The sequence below is a fragment of the Acinetobacter sp. S-1 genome, from assembly GCF_059579785.1.
The window spans coordinates 2,963,318-2,976,991 of the sequence record NZ_CM184207.1; the positions used below are offsets into that span (position 1 = coordinate 2,963,318).

Below are 13,674 nucleotides of genomic sequence, written 5' to 3' on the forward strand. Positions count from 1 at the left end.
TTAAATTTTAAAAATAATATCCAATTGAAAGATAAAATAATTTATCCCAATCATTACTGCTACCTTGTGCAAGGCCATCAGCCCCACCACCAACCATTGGATCATTTTTACTCATAATGTATTCACCCTGAATACCAATGGCTTTGTAATTAAAATAAACCCCTGCAATTAAGCGTTCAGAGTCTTTATAACCATTTTCATCTTTAAAGAAGCGGCTATGAGAAATATAAGGTTTAATATTTTCAAGTTTGTGAAATGGCTGAGCAAAGGTATAGTTGATTTCATTGACCAGATATTTGCCTTTATTAGCAACTTGATATGGATAGTCGAACGCACCAATCGTTGAACTATTAGGGAATAAATCGTCGCCATTCGTGACATCTTGCTTGCCCGCTAAGAACATCCATTGCCATGCTTGATATTGTGTTTGAGCAAATACATTCCATGACTTGCGGTGTCCATCTTCGTCTGTTCTTTTATTTTCTAAATCAGAGTACCAAACTGAACCACCTAACTCGGTCGAAAATTTTTGAGCTTTATCAAGCTCAAATTTTCTAGAGGCCCGCGCAATCCACATATTTTTTTCTTTAATGTTGGTTCCTACCGTCAAGTCATCAGCTTCAACGAAATTACCGCTGTATCTACTTGAGTCTTTTGACGTTCCCTTATAGTTTCCTCCATCAGTTGGATAGAAACCTAAGGTCAAATTATATTTATCATCTGCAAATTTATATTTAATCCCTAGATTATCGATGTCTTCTAAACCGACTGTATTTAAAAGCGTTTCGTAATAACTACTTCCCCAAAATTCACCAAAGCCAAAATCAACGGGTTGCAAACCTGCCGTGATTCTCTGCTGATCAGATAATTTATAACCTACCCAAGCTTTTTTTAGAAAAATCGCATCACATAAGCGATCATATTGATAACAACGGGCATCCGCACCTGCAATCCAATCTGGATTTTCATAACCTAGCACTAATTTAATATCAGTTAATCGCCAGTCATCATTTTGAGAACCTTCATTTGCATCAACCACATAATCTTTATGCAAATAACGAGAACGTACTGCGCCAGAAACTTTAAACTGTCCCGAATCCAAAGTTGGATCTCCCCAACTTAAATCAGCCGCAGAAGCCTCTACTCCCGCCGTTAAACTTAAAATTCCTAAAAATAATAATGACCTTTTCATGTCTTCAACATCCTTGTTAAGTGTTATAAGAACATGAAGAAATTGATCTAGACAAACAATGCCATAACTATAAAGTCGGTCTTTACAAACTGTGTTTAATCAAAAAATGAGCATAAAAAAAGACCACGCAGGAGCGTGGTCTATAAAATGGTGGCTATGACGAGACTTGAACTTGTGACCCCCGCATTATGAGTGCGGTGCTCTAACCAACTGAGCTACATAGCCGAAAACTGTGCGCGCATTATCTTAACTTCTTTAACGCACGTCAAGAAAAATTTTAAATAAAATGAGGTGAAGTGAGCCTATAAGCCGGGTTCTGTCGAGGATGGTCATTCCTCTAGGCGTACAATCACTCATACGCTCAAGCGACCTACCCGAATCCAGTACGGGCCGTACCTCAGGATTCCTATTTGGTCTTGCTTCTGGTGGGGTTTACCATGCCGTGAACTGTTACCAGACACGCGGTGCGCTCTTACCGCACCCTTTCACCCTTACCTCACGAATGAGGCGGTCTACTCTCTGCTGCACTTTCCGTCGGCTTTCACCGCCCAGGCGTTACCTGGCACCCTGCCCTATGAAGCCCGGACTTTCCTCCCCTGCTTCAGTCACGAAGACCTCCACAGCAGCGACCATCCAGCTCACTTCAGGGGCGCATATTAACAAATTTATTTACTAATTGCTTGTGCTTTTTTGAGCAATTAATTTTTTATATTTGTCGAATAGCTCATCTTCCGTTTCCACATGCTGCGGATCTTTAGGAATACAGTCCACTGGACAAAATAACTGACATTGCGGCTGGTCATGATGACCAACGCATTCAGTGCATAAATCTGGATGAATTTCATAAATCACTTCACCCATGAAAATAGCTTCATTTGGGCAAACTGGTTCACAAACATCACAGTTTATGCATTCATCGGTGATATATAACGACACTTTACCAACCTTGTTGATGTTTACGTTCAAAGGCCTCAACCACAGCTTGCGGAACAAACTTGGTTACATCCCCTTTTAAACGAGCAATTTCTCGAATCAATGTCGAAGAAATAAATGAATACTGCTCAGATGGTGTTAAAAATACTGCTTCAAAATGTGGGTCAAGTTGACGGTTCATATTGGCAAGTTGAAATTCATATTCAAAATCAGAAACTGCTCTTAAACCACGAAGTACTGCTGTTGCCTTTTGTTCTTTGAAAAAATTAACTAGTAAACCATCAAAGCCTACAAATTCAACATTTGATAAATGGCTGAGTGATGTTTGGGCCAGTTCAACTCTCTCTTCTAGACTGAACAAAGGGTTTTTATGATGTCCAATTGCAATTGCTACTACAACCTCATCAAACATTCTTGATGCTCTAGTAACTAAATCAACGTGTCCATTCGTGATGGGGTCAAATGTTCCAGGATAAATTACACGCGTTTTAGACATCCGCTAGTACTCTAATTGTATTGTGAACCTATTTTAGCAAAAGTTATACATCAGGCGAAATATTGACGTGCAGGAAAAACTTCACCTTAGCATCAGTTTACGGCACAATAGGGGCAATTGTGGAAGTTTGAATTATGGCGAAAGCGACAGTAGTGAAAAAACATAATGGCGGAACCATCGCACAAAACAAACGTGCCCGCCATGATTATTTTATCGAAGAAAAATTTGAAGCTGGTATGTCTTTACTCGGCTGGGAAGTAAAGTCTTTACGTGCTGGTCGCATGAGTTTGACAGAAAGTTATGTCATTTTTAAGAATGGTGAAGCGTTTTTATTTGGTGCACAAATTCAACCGCTCCTTTCAGCATCTACTCATGTAGTACCTGAAGCTACACGTACACGTAAATTATTATTATCACGCCGAGAACTAGAAAAGCTAACAGGTTCAGTTAACCAAAAAGGTTACTCATGTGTTCCTTTGGCATGTTATTGGAAAGGTCACTTGGTTAAACTTGAAATCGCGCTTGTGAAAGGTAAACAACTTCACGACAAACGTGCGACTGAAAAAGATCGCGATTGGCAGCGTGATAAAGCTCGTATATTTCATAAGTAATTAAATAAAAAGCCTCTTTTTAGAGGCTTTTTTATATCGCGGAATTTATTAATTTAATCTATATAAGAGTCCAGCAATATATTCGCCAAACCATTTAGCTGTATCTAAATCACCTTTTGGAGGAGTAATTTCAACAGGTGCATTATCTGACTGTGTCATTAAACCTAAACAACTCGATAATCGGTTTAAATCTTTTTCACTATGCCCAGTCGTCATTAAAGGTAAACCTGACCAAAGCATGCCATGTTGCATCGCAAAAATATTTAATTGTTGTAATACAGCCAATTTATCGCCGCTTAGACCACCTGAGTTTGCAAATCCAGCTGCAAGCTTTCCTTGCCACAAACGCTCTTTCCAACGTTTAGAAGTACTGTCCATAAACTTTTTAAAGTCAGCGGTCATACTCCCCATATAGGTAGGCGAACCAAAAATAATACCGTGCGATGCATCAAGTGCATCCCAATCAATATGTTCAATATTCATTAAATGTACTTTTACACCCATCACCTCTGCCCCAGCAGCAATAGCGGAAGCTACCTTCGCGGTATGACCATATGGACTGTGGTAGACAATAGAGAGATGTTTTTCAGGCAAAGACATAAGATTAAAATTTTGAGCGATTTTTTCTATTTTATCATTTTATTAACGCTTGCTAAACCTTCATCTATAAATATGAAATATAAGGTTTTCACTACCGCGAACTATAGAAATATTTTCAAATTAAATAAAAAACTCTCCTATTTTTAATAAATATAAAATAAGAGAGTCATTTAAGGAAGTTATCAAAACTTACATAAAAACAAACGTAGCCATACGTCCTGTCTTCGCATCACGACGATAAGAAAAATACTCATCACCCTGTTGATAAGAACATTGATCTCCACCTAAGACTTGTTGCACACCTAGACTTTGCAAAATAAAGCGTGCAATGGCATATAAGTCTGCATGAAATTTATTTGGAGCCACGCCCTCAACAAAAGCTGTTTCCAACTCTGGATATTTATCACAAAAAGCAGTTTTTACTTCGGCCCCAATTTCAAAACAAGGTTGGCTGATTGCAGCTCCTAACCATGCCCAAGTTGGAGGATTCTGCATAGCGGCTACTGTATTTTCAATAATGCCACCTGCTAAACCACGCCAACCCGCATGCAAATTAGCAACTTCACTGCCTTCGGCATTTCCCAACACGACTGGTAAGCAATCAGCCGTCATCATCATTAAAGCATGACCTTTTGTTTGGGTGACCAAACCATCGCCAATTAAAGCTTTAAAGGGAATTTGTTCATTTACAGTATGGCAAATCGTACTATGCGTTTGGGTCATCCATGTCATTTTTTTAACACCAAATTTCGCAAACTCATCTAACAATATCATTCGATGCTGTTGAACACGTTGTGCCTCATCTTTGACATGTAAAGCCAAATTAAAGCCAGATAATTCAAGTTGATCCGTTGGTAATGCCAAAGGATGTTGAACACGTGTCTGCCCTACAAATACGCCTTGAGGTAAACCTTGAACAAATTCCATATGCACGTCCTTAATATGCAGCGTTTTCTGAACGCAACACATTCACTAAATGTGTAAAATCTTCAGGCCACGGCGCTTCAAACAGCATTTCTTCACCAGTACGAGGGTGTTTCAAGCCCAATTTCGCTGCGTGCAATGCCTGACGTTTAAAACCACGTAAAGTTTCAATGAGCAACTCAGATGCACCAGCTGGCACACGTACACGGTTCATATAAACCTGATCGCCAATCAAGCCATAACCAATGTAACTAAAATGTACACGGATCTGATGTGTTCGTCCTGTTTCAAGACGAGCTTGTACACGAGTAAAATCTTTAAAGCGTTCTTTTACATTGTAGTGAGTTACTGCATCTCGTCCACCCGGTAAAATTGCCATTTTCACACGGTCAACTGGGTGGCGTTTGATTGGTTCATCAATCGTACCGCCAGCAATAATATTTCCATAAACAACCAAATCATATACACGGTAAACCGTTTTATTTGCCAACTGTTTACTTAAAGAAAATTGAGCTTCTAGGCTTTTAGCGACAACCAGTAAACCGCTGGTATCTTTATCAATACGGTGTACTAAACCAGCACGCGAAAGTTCGGCCAATTTGGGGAAATGGTAAAGCAAAGCATTCACTAAAGTTCCAGAACTATTGCCTGCTCCTGGATGTACCACCATGCCTACTGGCTTATTAATGACTAAAATATCATCGTCTTCATAGACAATATTAAGTGGAATATTTTCAGGTTGACTCGTCGTCTGAGCTTCGAGCTCTACTTCGAGCGTAAGCAGCTCAGTTCCTTCACAACGGTGTTTAGGCTTGACAATGTTACCATTCACCAACAGATGGCCATCTTTCAACCATTGCTTGAGCTTTTCACGTGAAAACTCGCTCCATACCAAGGCTGCTACCTGATCGATACGTTGTCCCAGATAGGTTTCATCTAGCTGAACTTGCAACGATAAACGTGTTGCAGTTGTATCAGAAGTATGGTTATCTGCATCCTCAGAATCTTCAAGTAAATTGAAGTCGGTTTCAGAGAAGTTTGTGTTTGAAGATTGTGCTGAAGTCATTTGATCATTGAGATAAAAGTGGTTTAATAGCGCAATTGTAGCTCATTGCCCAACATAACAGAGGAGTTTTTATGTCGCTACCACGTTATAAAATTACGATGCTTGCCTTATCTTTAGGCGTAGCGTCTGCATTTGTGGGCTGTAGCAGCAATCCAAGTAAAAAAGAAGTGGTCGATACTGGCCCTCAATCTAGTGAACAAGCTTACTTCGAAAAGGCCCAAAAGTCGCTTGACCGTGGTCAATATCTTGATGCGACCAAGTCTTTAGAGGCAATCGATACTTATTATCCGACTGGACAATACGCTCAACAAGCACAACTTGAACTTCTATATTCGAAATTTAAACAAAAAGATTATGAAGGCGCCATTGCCTTAGCAGAACGTTTTATTCGTTTAAATCCTCAACATCCAAATGTGGATTATGCTTATTATGTTCGTGCTGTTGCCAATATGGAGCAAAACTACGACAGTTTGATGCGTTATACCTCTTTGCAACAGTCACATCGTGATGTGAGTTATTTAAAAGTTGCGTATCAAAACTTTGTTGATTTAATTCGTCGTTTCCCAAGTAGCCAATATTCTGTCGATGCTGCTCAGCGTATGAAATTCATTGGGCAAGAACTTGCCGAAAATGAAATGACTGCTGCCCGCTTCAACGTTAAACGTAAAGCTTGGATCGCAGCTGCAGAACGTTCGCAATGGGTGATTGAACACTATCCACAAACACCTCAAATTCCAGAAGCTTTAGCCACTTTGGCATATAGCTATGACAAGTTAGGTGATAAAGCTACTTCGCAACAATATATTGAAGTTTTAAAACTTAATTATCCAAGCCTTGTGAAAAAAGACGGCACAGTTAACATGCGTGCTGCTCGTAAAGAAGGCAACTGGATCAACCGTGCAACTTTAGGTATTTTCGGTCGTGAATCGACTGCTGCAACGCCAGAGAGCACAACTGAAGCAGAAGCTCCAAAACATGGTTTCCTCAACCGTGTTAGTTTTGGTTTAATTGGTAATTCAGATAAAGAAGAAACTGAAGCACCAGAACAAACACCTGTTGAAGCTCCTAAGTCTGAACGTAGTTGGACAAACCGTTTAAGCTTCGGTTTATTAGACAAACCTGAGCCACAAGCAGCAGAAAATACAACTGTTGCACCAGCTGTAAGCTCTACTGAAGCTTCAACTGATGTTCAATCAGATGAGGCAACACAAGATGCAGATGACGCTGCTCAATAAGTTTAAGCTTTAAAAAACATCAACAAACAGGCAAGTGATATCACTTGCCTGTTTGTTTTTATAAAATATTAAAATATTTATTGGGCATATCTCGATTCATCATGTCAGAATATTCTGACTCACTGTCTCATCAAGTTTTAATACGGTTATCTGAATTATGGCAATTCCACAACATACGATTGATCAAATTCTAGATCGCACAGATATTGTCGATCTGATTGGTCAGCGTGTGAAATTGAAAAAAACCGGACGTACATATTCCGGCTGTTGCCCTTTTCATCAAGAAAAAACGCCATCATTCCATGTCTACCGTGACAAGCAGTATTATCACTGCTTTGGTTGTCAGGCTAACGGAAATGCAATCCGTTTTCTTATGGATATTGATAACCGAAACTTTATTGAGGTAATGAAAGAATTATCGAGTAGTACTGGAATTGAATTACCCAAAGATAATACTGAAAATAAAAAACTGTCTTATACCCGTCAGGTTACAAAGCCACCTGTTACTAAAACAAATACGGCTGAGCCTGTAACTTCACAGCAGCCATCAGATGAAAGCTACAACACACTTGAACCCGTATTTTTTGATGACCCTTTTGCTCAGTTCGAACAGCCGTTTAGCTTTGATGAACCAGTTCAAGAAGGTAATTTATATGACTTACTGGAAAATGTTGCTCAGTTCTATGAACAACAATTACCTCATAGTCAAAAAGCCAAAAATTACTTTAAACAGCGTGGACTAACCAATCAGACGATTCAGTTTTGGCGCTTAGGCTATGCTCCAGAAGACTGGCAACACCTAGAAAAAGCTTTTCCTTATGATATTGACGGCTTAAAACAACTCGGACTTATCCGCTCAAGTGATAATGGGCGTGATTTTGATTTGTTACGTGACCGCGTCATTTTCCCAATTCGCGACCCTAAAGGCCGAGTGGTTGGTTTTGGTGGGCGTGCCTTAAATGACGAAATTAAACCTAAGTACATTAACTCGCCAGACTCAGAAGTCTTTCATAAAAATCAGCTACTTTATGGACTTTATGAAGGTAGAAAGCTTAAATCTAGCGATTGGTTAATGGTTGAAGGCTATATGGATGTCATTGCGCTTCAGCAATATGGCATTACTGGAGCTGTAGCGACGTTAGGGACTGCAAGTAATACTGAACATCTTAATATTTTATTTAAACAAAATAGTCGTATTACGATTGCTTTTGATGGCGATGCAGCCGGTCAAAAAGCTGCACGTAGAACTTTAGAAATTGCTTTACCACTTCTTAATGATGGTCGTGAACTTAAATTTTTTGTTCTACCCAATGATCACGACCCCGACTCTCTCATCCGTCGAGAAGGACTCGAAAATTTCCAAAAACTATTACAACAAGCCCCTCTTCTGTCCGATTTCGTGTTTGCGCACTTAACAGGTCAACACGATATCAGTACACCTGAAGGGAAAAGTTTGGTTATGGGAGAACTCCGGGAACTCACCGAGTTATTACCAAAACAAGGTTCTTTCCGTTACTTACTTACTCAATCTTTCCGTGAGAAACTCGGACTTGGTAAACGTTTTACCCCACAAATCAGTCACGATGCTTCACTCTCATTTAATATTCATACAAAAGATGAAGACTTTGCGATTGCAATTTTGATGCATCATCCTTTTCTTTATATTCATTTCGAAGGATTACGGGCTTATATACAGCAAGATGAATTATTGGCCAAAGTACTGGCAATCTTAAACCGTATTTTTGATGATTTACCGGATGATCAAGAGCTGGCAACTTATTATGTGCTTGGTGCGTGTAGTAGTTACTGTCATGAAATCGCCGATATTATGCAAAGAACCAATATTCAAGCACTAACACAGGCACCTGAAGTAGCTGATAAGTTAGCTAAAGAATATTCATTAAGTTTGCAAGAAAGATATTTACGTCAGAAGCTGAAATCACCGATTTCTTTAATTGAATCAAGAAATCTAAGACAACAGCTCAATGAGTTAACAAAACAAATTAGCTTAAAGTTGTTGTCTTAATGTTTTGGCTTACGCTCATGATCAAATACATCCTGTAAATGCTGTTGTAACCATTCAAAATAATCAGGATTTTCTGCTTTAGCAGCTTCACGTAACAAGATAGATGTGGGATGCATAAGTTTTTGCGTCAAACGATGAGCAAATTGCTGTAACACCTGTTCGGCATTCTCACCATGATGCAAAGCTTCTAACGCATGTGTAAGCTCTTGTTGACTAATCTCTTCACTGTGCTGGCGGTAAGCATGAATTGTACTACCCGCCTCTTTAACCTTTTGATGCGTAATAAGCTGAGTAGCTAATTGATTAACCATGACCTCTGCTTCAACAGCCGCCTGACGACGTTGAGCAAGGTTTTCATCAATCACACTTTGTAAATCATCGACACCATATAAATAGACCCCATCAAGTGCTTCAACTTTAGGATCTATATCACGTGGTACCGCTAAATCAACCATTAACATTTGTTGGTAGCGGCGTTTTTTTAATGCAGCCTTAACATCAGAATAAGCAATAACTTGATATAAACTTCCAGTACAGCTCGACACGACATCAGCACGATATAAATTCTCTGCTAATGCTGAAAACTCAATGATTTCAACTTCAACCTGATGTGCAATCTCCTGAGCCAGCTGGTCAGCACGCTCACGGCTACGATTACAAATAATAATCTTCGCGACACCCATTTCAGCCAAATGTTTAGCCACCAAGCTATTCATTTCACCCGCAGCAACCACCATAACAGTAAGCTTTTCAGGCTTACTAAAAACCTGTAAGGCCAGTTGTGCAACTGCATAACCCATTGAAACAGCATGACTACCTACCGCTGTTTCGGAACGTACCCGTTTAGCTGCATAGAAAGCGTATTCAAAAACACTATTTAATTCAGGAGAGACCGTTTGCGCTTCTTTAGACAATGCCAAAGCGCTTTTGACCTGCCCTAAAATTTGTGGCTCACCTAGCATAAGAGAGTCTAGACCACTCGCTACTCGCATTAAATGTGTAATTGCCTGCGTGTTCTCGTAACGATAAACATGATGAATTAACTGCTTTACATCAATATTATTGGCATCGGCTAACCATTTTAGAAGGCTTTCGGCGTTTTCAGCCATGGCATAAACTTCTGTACGGTTACAGGTCGAGACGACCACCAAATCCTTTAGGCTTTGGTGATGGCGTTGTTCGGCAAGCAAACGACTTAATCGCTCTGCATTGAAAGCAATTTGTTCGCGGAGTTCTACAGAAGCTGTTTGATGGTTGACACCCAATGCAAAGAAAGACATATCAGATCATCATTTCGCTAAATTTATGCTATTGTGCAACATCGGTGTCATAAAAAGCATTACTTTGGATCAATAAAAATTGCGTCAAATGAATAGCCGTATTAATTTTAACGGTGCTTCGATAAGACAGTATTCTACCACATTCTTGTTGTTAGGTAGCATGTCCTCGTATGTCTATGCACGTCCTGTGCAAGAGACCTATGCCGTGCATTCATTTGATCAGGCACTAGAGCAAACGATGGTCGCTGAATTTGCTCTAGCTTATGACGATATTCCAAACGCTTTGCATAATTACACAGTGCTCGCAATTAAAAGCAACTCTACATCAATTAAGCAGAGAGCTTTAGACGTTGCACTTGAATATAATGATTTACAAGCTGCGTTAAATATTGCTACTCATTGGGTAGCTCAAGAGCCTAAAGATGTACCAGCTTTATTTTATTTGTCACACATTGCTTTAAAAACGCACGAATATCAGCTTGCTGCTGAGACATTAGATAAAATCTTAAAGATAGATCCCACTGCTGATTTAGAACAAATTTTAGCCAGCATTGCTCCAGAAAATGCGCAAGATCGAGAAGTACTATTAACAGCTTTACGTTCTAGCGCAGAAAAAGACAATCCTTCTATTTTGGCACTCATCGCCAATTTAGAGGCTCAAAATGGCCAATTACAAACTGCGCTAACCAACATTAACAAAGCATTACGTCGACGTCCTAAAGTAACGAGCTTTATTTTAATGAAAGCAAACTTACTTATTGCTCTCAGCGATCAAGAAGGTGCGCTTAAATGGTATGCAAAGTCGAGTCGTAAAAATAAGAAAAATTTAGATATTCGATTAGCTGAAATCCGCTATCTCATACAAATTAACCAATCTCAGCTTGCGTTAGAAAAACTTGAAAAGATTATAGAAACCAACCCTAAAGCTGAAGAAGCCTTATTTATTGCAGGCTTAACGAGTATTGATTTAAAGCAATATGACAAAGCAGAACAATATCTTGTTGACCTACGAAACTCGGCAAAATATCAAAATGAAGCGTATTACTACTTAGCTATTAATGCGGAGCGTAAACAGCATTATGAAACTGCAAAAGCATACTATCGTTTAGTTGATGGCAGTTTATATGTGGTATCTAGACGAAACTTGATCGCAATATATGATAAACAAGAAAATTTACACGATGCTTTACGGTTCCTTACTCAAGAACGAGTAAATTATCCTCAACATGCAAGTTTCTTATATCAAGCCCAAGCTGAAATCTTAAAGAAAATGGGCAATAAAAAAGCTGCACTAAATCTATTAGATGAAGCAATTAAAAACCTACCCGACGACCCAGAACTAATTTACGCGGAAGTTTTATTACTTGATCCATATACGGACCGTGACAAGCTGGACAAAACATTAAAACAATTATTACAACTTGAGCCCAACAGCCCAACGTATCTAAATGCATATGCTTATACACTGGCACTGCAAAACCGTCGTTTAAAAGAAGCACGTCAGTATGCAGAGCAAGCATTAGAATATGCGCCTGAACAGGCCTCAATTCTTGATACGCTAGGTTATATTGCATTTTTACAGAACGATTATGAAGCTGCGGCGGAAGCCTTAGGCAAAGCGTATGAACTTAGCCATAATATAAATATTGGCATTCGTTATGCTAAAGCTTTGTATATGCAAGGGTCACTCACGCAATTTAGCGCAGTGTTACAACAACTGAAACAAAAACATGCCAATGATCCACAATTACAACAGCTTGATGCGTTAATTTTACCTACATCTGCAAAAAAGAGTTAAATATATGAGCAAATTTGCCCAACTGTGCACAGCGATCTGTGGATCAAGTGTATTATTTCTAACCGGTTGTCAGCATTTTACTCAACCAAAACCTGCGGTTACCCAACAAGTTCAAGACGAAAAACACTTTAATTTGCAAGGTAAGATTGGGGTTCGTACACCACAGCAAACTGGTAGTGCTTTTTTTACTTGGCTTCAACAGCAAGATAATTTTGATATCGAATTAAGCGGTATTTTAGGCGTTGGAAAAACCCAAATTCAGGGTAAACCGGGCGAAGTAACTTTAAACAGTTCTAAAACAGGACTTATTAGCGCAGCCTCTCCAGAAGAACTTTTAGAACGTGCAACGGGTTGGCAAGCACCAATTACACACTTAACAAGCTGGATTTTAGCAAAACCAGCAACGCTAAATGCTCAAATTACGAAAGACGCTGCAAATCGAGTGAGCCAACTCATTGAAGATGGCTGGACGGTTAATTTCAGTTACGATGGTGAACAAACTTTGCCGAACAAACTGGTTTTAAAGCAAGCTCTTGCTGAAGATAAAGAAAACCGTATTACAATGGTCATCCAAAACCGTTAAATCTAATTATATAAATCTATGATTCGAGTTCCTTCCCCTGCTAAGCTCAACCTGTTTTTACATATTACAGGCCGACGTGAAAATGGTTACCATGAGCTACAAACCATTTTCCAACTGATTGATTTATATGATTGGATGATATTTACACCGACTTTGGGCGAAGAAATCGAAATTGATGGATTGAATGAAGTTCGACCTGAAGAAAACTTGATTTATCGAGCAGCCCAAATACTAAAACCACATGCAAAAAAACTTTGTGGCTTGCACATCAAAATTGAAAAAAATATTCCAATGGGTGCGGGTCTAGGCGGCGGTTCATCTAATGCCGCCACCACGCTTATTGTGTTAAATCAATTATGGGAATGTGGCCTAGAGCAAGAACAACTTGCGGACTACGGTGTTAAGCTCGGTGCTGATGTTCCAATTTTTATTTATGGTAAAAATGCATGGGCTGAAGGTATCGGTGAACATTTATCATTCATAGACTTAGATCAAAAACAGTTCATTATTTTAAAACCTGATTGTTTTATCAGCACTCAATTGCTTTTTTCACAAAAAACATTGACAAGAGACTCTAAGACCACTAAATTTTGCGCCTATCAGTTAGAACCTTCTAATTTTGGAAATAACTTTGAGCTACTGGCTCGGCAGTTATACCCTGAAGTAGAAGAAGCAATGCAATATTTAGATCAATTTGGTCAAGCAAAGCTTACAGGTACAGGTGCTTGTGTTTTTATTGAAGTAACGAATGAAATGAATATTGATGAAATTCTTAAGCATTCACCATGTAAATCTTACTTGGTAAATAGTTTAAAAGAATCTCCTCTTAATCATTTTAAGGTTACACGTTAGGGGCGTCGCCAAGTGGTAAGGCACCGGGTTTTGATCTCGGCATCCGTTGGTTCGAATCCAGCCGCCCCTGCCAACCTC

At 39.2% G+C, this 13,674-nt stretch carries 13 protein-coding genes, 2 tRNA genes and 1 other RNA gene; 7 read left to right on the forward strand and 9 right to left on the reverse strand.

The genetic code is table 11. The annotated features are described in order from the left end of the window. Window positions 1-7: 7 nt before the first annotated feature. The 5 genes from AC52J8_RS14215 to coaD all read right to left on the reverse strand — a co-directional run bounded on the left by AC52J8_RS14215 (window position 8) and on the right by coaD (window position 2,621). Window positions 8-1,192: a porin gene (locus AC52J8_RS14215; RefSeq protein ID WP_017399807.1), complete on the reverse strand. Its 1,185-nt coding sequence runs from the start codon at window positions 1,190-1,192 to the stop codon at window positions 8-10. A gap of 148 nt (window positions 1,193-1,340) precedes the next feature. Next, a tRNA-Met gene (locus tag AC52J8_RS14220) sits at window positions 1,341-1,417 on the reverse strand. Window positions 1,418-1,481: 64 nt separating this feature from the next. Beyond that, an RNA gene (rnpB, locus tag AC52J8_RS14225) (RNase P RNA component class A) lies at window positions 1,482-1,837 on the reverse strand. A 27-nt stretch (window positions 1,838-1,864) separates the two neighbouring features. Then, window positions 1,865-2,128: a YfhL family 4Fe-4S dicluster ferredoxin gene (locus AC52J8_RS14230; protein WP_005070936.1), complete on the reverse strand. Its 264-nt coding sequence runs from the start codon at window positions 2,126-2,128 to the stop codon at window positions 1,865-1,867. Between the two features lies 1 nt (window position 2,129). Further along, window positions 2,130-2,621, reverse strand: coding sequence for a pantetheine-phosphate adenylyltransferase (gene coaD / locus AC52J8_RS14235; protein ID WP_005070938.1), 492 nt, complete (start codon window positions 2,619-2,621; stop codon window positions 2,130-2,132). A gap of 134 nt (window positions 2,622-2,755) precedes the next feature. Here coaD and smpB point away from each other — a divergent pair, with 134 nt between their 5' ends. Continuing rightward, on the forward strand, window positions 2,756-3,232 hold the full coding sequence (gene smpB, locus AC52J8_RS14240) for an SsrA-binding protein SmpB (protein ID WP_002120348.1): 477 nt from the start codon (window positions 2,756-2,758) through the stop codon (window positions 3,230-3,232). 48 nt (window positions 3,233-3,280) lie between these two features. Here smpB and AC52J8_RS14245 read toward each other — a convergent pair whose 3' ends face one another. The 3 genes from AC52J8_RS14245 to rluD form a co-directional block, all read right to left on the reverse strand. Next, the gene (locus AC52J8_RS14245; protein WP_032004250.1) at window positions 3,281-3,832 is read right to left on the reverse strand and encodes a flavodoxin family protein; all 552 of its coding nucleotides are present in this window, start codon (window positions 3,830-3,832) and stop codon (window positions 3,281-3,283) included. A gap of 189 nt (window positions 3,833-4,021) precedes the next feature. Continuing rightward, entirely contained in the window at window positions 4,022-4,759 is a 738-nt protein-coding gene (gene pgeF, locus AC52J8_RS14250) for a peptidoglycan editing factor PgeF (protein WP_005070942.1), read from the reverse strand. Window positions 4,760-4,769: 10 nt separating this feature from the next. Beyond that, the gene (gene rluD / locus AC52J8_RS14255) at window positions 4,770-5,822 is read right to left on the reverse strand and encodes a 23S rRNA pseudouridine(1911/1915/1917) synthase RluD (protein ID WP_005075271.1); all 1,053 of its coding nucleotides are present in this window, start codon (window positions 5,820-5,822) and stop codon (window positions 4,770-4,772) included. Window positions 5,823-5,893: 71 nt separating this feature from the next. Between rluD and AC52J8_RS14260 the strand changes: the two genes are divergently transcribed. Then, complete coding sequence (locus tag AC52J8_RS14260) at window positions 5,894-7,057, forward strand: outer membrane protein assembly factor BamD (protein ID WP_086399094.1); 1,164 nt, start codon at window positions 5,894-5,896, stop codon at window positions 7,055-7,057. Window positions 7,058-7,214: 157 nt separating this feature from the next. After that, window positions 7,215-9,083 carry a DNA primase gene (locus AC52J8_RS14265; RefSeq protein WP_002120311.1) on the forward strand — a complete coding sequence of 623 codons (1,869 nt, stop codon included), beginning with the start codon at window positions 7,215-7,217 and terminating at the stop codon, window positions 9,081-9,083. Here the strand turns inward: AC52J8_RS14265 and hemA are convergent. After that, window positions 9,080-10,363 (reverse strand): glutamyl-tRNA reductase, encoded by a 1,284-nt coding sequence (gene hemA / locus AC52J8_RS14270; protein ID WP_032004255.1) that lies wholly within the window; start codon window positions 10,361-10,363, stop codon window positions 9,080-9,082. The genes AC52J8_RS14265 and hemA overlap by 4 nt on opposite strands. 88 nt (window positions 10,364-10,451) lie before the next feature. Here hemA and AC52J8_RS14275 point away from each other — a divergent pair, with 88 nt between their 5' ends. The 4 genes from AC52J8_RS14275 to AC52J8_RS14290 all read left to right on the forward strand — a co-directional run bounded on the left by AC52J8_RS14275 (window position 10,452) and on the right by AC52J8_RS14290 (window position 13,669). Then, the gene (locus AC52J8_RS14275) at window positions 10,452-12,161 is read left to right on the forward strand and encodes a tetratricopeptide repeat protein (protein ID WP_025468422.1); all 1,710 of its coding nucleotides are present in this window, start codon (window positions 10,452-10,454) and stop codon (window positions 12,159-12,161) included. 4 nt (window positions 12,162-12,165) lie between these two features. Continuing rightward, entirely contained in the window at window positions 12,166-12,744 is a 579-nt protein-coding gene (gene lolB / locus AC52J8_RS14280) for a lipoprotein insertase outer membrane protein LolB (protein WP_005070955.1), read from the forward strand. 18 nt (window positions 12,745-12,762) lie between these two features. Next, on the forward strand, window positions 12,763-13,596 hold the full coding sequence (ispE, locus tag AC52J8_RS14285) for a 4-(cytidine 5'-diphospho)-2-C-methyl-D-erythritol kinase (RefSeq protein WP_086399093.1): 834 nt from the start codon (window positions 12,763-12,765) through the stop codon (window positions 13,594-13,596). Next, window positions 13,595-13,669 (forward strand) — tRNA-Gln (locus AC52J8_RS14290). Before ispE ends, AC52J8_RS14290 begins: the two co-directional genes overlap by 2 nt. Window positions 13,670-13,674 lie beyond the last annotated feature (5 nt).

Excerpts from the sequence above, each read along its gene's own strand:
- pgeF (WP_005070942.1), bottom strand. The coding sequence starts at position 4,759 with ATGGAATTTGTTCAAGGTTTACCTCAAGGCGTATTTGTAGGGCAGACA.
- AC52J8_RS14265 (WP_002120311.1), top strand. The coding sequence starts at position 7,215 with ATGGCAATTCCACAACATACGATTGATCAAATTCTAGATCGCACAGAT.
- AC52J8_RS14260 (WP_086399094.1), top strand. The coding sequence starts at position 5,894 with ATGTCGCTACCACGTTATAAAATTACGATGCTTGCCTTATCTTTAGGC.
- coaD (WP_005070938.1), bottom strand. The coding sequence starts at position 2,621 with ATGTCTAAAACGCGTGTAATTTATCCTGGAACATTTGACCCCATCACG.
- AC52J8_RS14245 (WP_032004250.1), bottom strand. The coding sequence starts at position 3,832 with ATGTCTTTGCCTGAAAAACATCTCTCTATTGTCTACCACAGTCCATAT.
- ispE (WP_086399093.1), top strand. The coding sequence starts at position 12,763 with ATGATTCGAGTTCCTTCCCCTGCTAAGCTCAACCTGTTTTTACATATT.
- AC52J8_RS14215 (WP_017399807.1), bottom strand. The coding sequence starts at position 1,192 with ATGAAAAGGTCATTATTATTTTTAGGAATTTTAAGTTTAACGGCGGGA.
- hemA (WP_032004255.1), bottom strand. The coding sequence starts at position 10,363 with ATGTCTTTCTTTGCATTGGGTGTCAACCATCAAACAGCTTCTGTAGAA.
- rluD (WP_005075271.1), bottom strand. The coding sequence starts at position 5,822 with ATGACTTCAGCACAATCTTCAAACACAAACTTCTCTGAAACCGACTTC.
- lolB (WP_005070955.1), top strand. The coding sequence starts at position 12,166 with ATGAGCAAATTTGCCCAACTGTGCACAGCGATCTGTGGATCAAGTGTA.
- smpB (WP_002120348.1), top strand. The coding sequence starts at position 2,756 with ATGGCGAAAGCGACAGTAGTGAAAAAACATAATGGCGGAACCATCGCA.
- AC52J8_RS14275 (WP_025468422.1), top strand. The coding sequence starts at position 10,452 with ATGAATAGCCGTATTAATTTTAACGGTGCTTCGATAAGACAGTATTCT.